The sequence below is a fragment of the Rhodococcus sp. NPDC057014 genome, assembly GCF_042673295.1.
In the GTDB taxonomy this organism is placed as follows: domain Bacteria; phylum Actinomycetota; class Actinomycetes; order Mycobacteriales; family Mycobacteriaceae; genus Rhodococcus_F.
This window is the reverse complement of the sequence record NZ_JBHUSF010000024.1, coordinates 52,591-55,382: the sequence shown is the minus strand read 5'-3', so window position 1 is coordinate 55,382 and position 2,792 is coordinate 52,591. Positions and strand designations below refer to the sequence as shown.

General features: G+C 60.5%; 2 protein-coding genes. One reads left to right on the top strand and one right to left on the bottom strand.

Features of this window, described 5'->3' with window-relative positions; all coding sequences use genetic code 11:
* Positions 1-7 precede the first annotated feature (7 nt).
* A complete protein-coding gene (locus ACFTZB_RS07960; RefSeq protein WP_072951031.1) occupies positions 8-934 on the bottom strand; it encodes a ParA family protein in 927 nt (308 codons plus the stop codon).
* A 642-nt stretch (positions 935-1,576) separates the two neighbouring features.
* Between ACFTZB_RS07960 and ACFTZB_RS07955 the strand changes: the two genes are divergently transcribed.
* Positions 1,577-1,888, top strand: a complete 312-nt coding sequence (locus tag ACFTZB_RS07955; protein WP_378430920.1) for a hypothetical protein — start codon at positions 1,577-1,579, stop codon at positions 1,886-1,888.
* Positions 1,889-2,792: the final 904 nt, after the last annotated feature.

Sequence of the window (2,792 nt, the reverse complement as noted above, 5' to 3'; positions counted from 1 at the left end):
CTCGCACTCATGCCACTCCCCCGGAGATTTCGTTCTTTTCCGCCGCCGCTATGCGGCTGAGAACCTCGCGGGTGAGGGCTTGGTAGTCGTTTGCGAGCCCGTTGGGGTCGCGGGACCAGAGGCGGCGTCCGAGGAGTTTCTTGTCCTTGTCGCGGAGTCGCTGGATACGGGTCTTTGCCTGTTCAGCGGATACGGTGACGAGCTCATTTGGAGTTAGATGACGGCTTCGGAGATCCACCGCGGCGGCACGATCGTTCCGGATGAACGTCTCGAAGGGGGCGGCGCCGCTGCCTTCGAGCAGGTCCTCAACCTGCTTGAACACCTCAGGGTTCCGCGCTGTCGCGGTCGGGTTCAGGTCGAACAGCACAACACCGAGCAGTTGGATGACGGAACCATTCTCACGCGCTCGCAGATAGCGGGCAGCGAGATACTCCACGCCGATCAGGCTTGCATCGTCATCCCTGGTCGGTACGAGAAGATAGCGCGCGGTGCCCAGGAGTGCGTCGAGGAGTGGGGCATCGCCTGGGCCTGAATCGATCAGAATCAGGTCGTAGTGTTCGGCCGACTGCAAGTCGTTCAGGGTGGAGACGAGGTTGCCCGTCAGATCCATCCCGGTTTGGGCCGCGGCAGCGGCGATGGCGCCGATGACTGCAAGCGCCGCACCGCCGGGGATGAGATCGAGGTTCGGCCGGACCTCTCGGATGGGTTCTAAGGGGTGCGCGAACTGGAGGCTCATGCTGAGGCCCCTCCCGCGGTCCCCCTCAACGCCTAGATCGGACGATGTGACGTTGGCCTGCTGGTCCGCGTCCATGACGAGAACTCGGAGTCCCGCCGCCGCGACCATGGCTGCGAGGGCGGCGACGATCGAACTCTTGCCGACACCGCCTTTTTGATTGGCGACAAGCAGACTGCGCGTGGGCTGCGTTGGCGACATGTTTAGCACGGTACGGCTGCGTGGTCGGTCAGATTGCCAACGACACACCCTTGTCTATGGGGGTGTAAGACGTCGTGAGTCCAGCCTGTGCTAAGGCGATACAGCGGGCCTGTTCAAGAGCGGTTGAGAAGGCTATGTCACCGGCCGTGTTCCCGCCCCTGGGAATGGTTCATGTTGCAGACCTTGCCAACTGTTGTGTGCTTGGTCGAGGCGATGATCGTGCACACGGGCAATGTGAGGGTCGTCGCGATGAGTCTGATCACGGTGCTAGAGCTGGCAATCGAAAAGGTAGTAGCACCGATCTATACGTAGATCCATGCGACGATCTGTCATACTGCGGCAGTTACGGGCGTTGGTAAGGCCATACCTAGTGTCGTAGACATACGTGCATGTCAAAGTCATATTCGGTGCTTACCGATTGGACTGAAAGTGGGCCGTGGACGGGTGAGTTGGGTTCGCTGACGAGCGCAGATCTGCTGCAGGGGAGGCGAGTTTGCGGTTCCAAGCAGGGGCCGGACCGTGGTGAGGCAGTTGCGGAAGCGTTCTCGTGACAGCAGTTGTGCAGGCTCTGTCGCACGGCGGTTAGGCGTCAGGTCGGTTCCTGCTCTGCGTCCTCACTGGGGTGAACTTCCGTCTCAGAGAATGCATTCGGGGCTGGAGGCCGGAGATCTCAGGCTGGGGGAGGGCCTGGCCTGGCAGTTGATGACCGTTTCACTTTCGCCGGAAAGAGGCAACCCCGATTCACGATTGCCTTCTGCGTCCGACTTCCACGATAACACTTTCAACACCTTGCTTAAGGCCATACGCAAGGCCATACAGACGGTCATTCCAAAAGAGGTGATGGAGGTGGTGCTGTTCGAAGGAGGTCGTGGTGAGGTGCATTGCGACCGCAACTTCATGCCCGATGAGGAAGGCGAGGACCGAGCTATTATCCTTCCTTGCACCTTAAGCTAATTTCGTCACTTGACGTAACTATGGACGGGCATTCGGCTCCAAGACTGGACGACCTTCGAGTCCCGACGAGCTGCGTTGGCGTTCCTTTGGTCGGGTCGAAGCCTGCGGAACGGGGTTCTCCAGGGGAAACGGGCCAAAGGTGCAGGTGAGCAGTGTTCGGCCGGCAATCGAGGGGCTACTCACTCGCCGGGGGAGGGGCATGGAAACGTCTCGCGGAGCGTTCTAGCAAGGAAGTTGAGTTCCCACGGACCTAAAATGGCAGGTCAGGAGGGTGCTGTAGTGATCGCATCCGGGCCTGCACCGGTTGCGCCTCGTCGATCGAGGACGGGCGCAGGCCGACCTACTGCAGTTACTCCGAGAACAACCTGACCCGCGCCCAGTCGCTTCCTCGGTTCGTTACTAGACCCACGCTAATAACATCCTCGAATTCAACACGGCAGAGAGTGTGCAGGTCAGAGCACTTCCCACAGGGTATATGTATCTTCACGCCAACGAAAGGGCAACAGCTCGCCGGAGAGGCTGCTCGAATCCGCCAACCTCCCTACCGTGCAGTGCATCATCAACTTCCGCGTGATGCACGGTGCATCACCCAACTCCCGCGTGATGCACGGTGCATCACCCAACTCCCGCGTGATGCACGGTGCATCATCAACTCCCGCGTGATGCACGGTGCATCACCCAACTTCCGCGTGATGCACGGTGCATCACGACACGGGGGTCGGGGCCCTGGGTCTGACCGCGAGGGCGATGACGTTGGCGGCTGAGCCGGCGCCGACGGCAAAGACGTGAACGCGGACACTTCTACCGATGCGCCCGCAGCATAGTGTCGTGGTGGCTTCCATCTCAGCTGCCGCGCCGTCTGATTAGGGGGTGAGTCGAAACTGGTGGTGATGCACCGTGCATC

Bases quoted from the DNA above. Each gene is read 5' to 3' on its own strand.
- ACFTZB_RS07960 (WP_072951031.1), bottom strand. From the start codon at position 934: ATGTCGCCAACGCAGCCCACGCGCAGTCTGCTTGTCGCCAATCAAAAA.
- ACFTZB_RS07955 (WP_378430920.1), top strand. From the start codon at position 1,577: ATGCATTCGGGGCTGGAGGCCGGAGATCTCAGGCTGGGGGAGGGCCTG.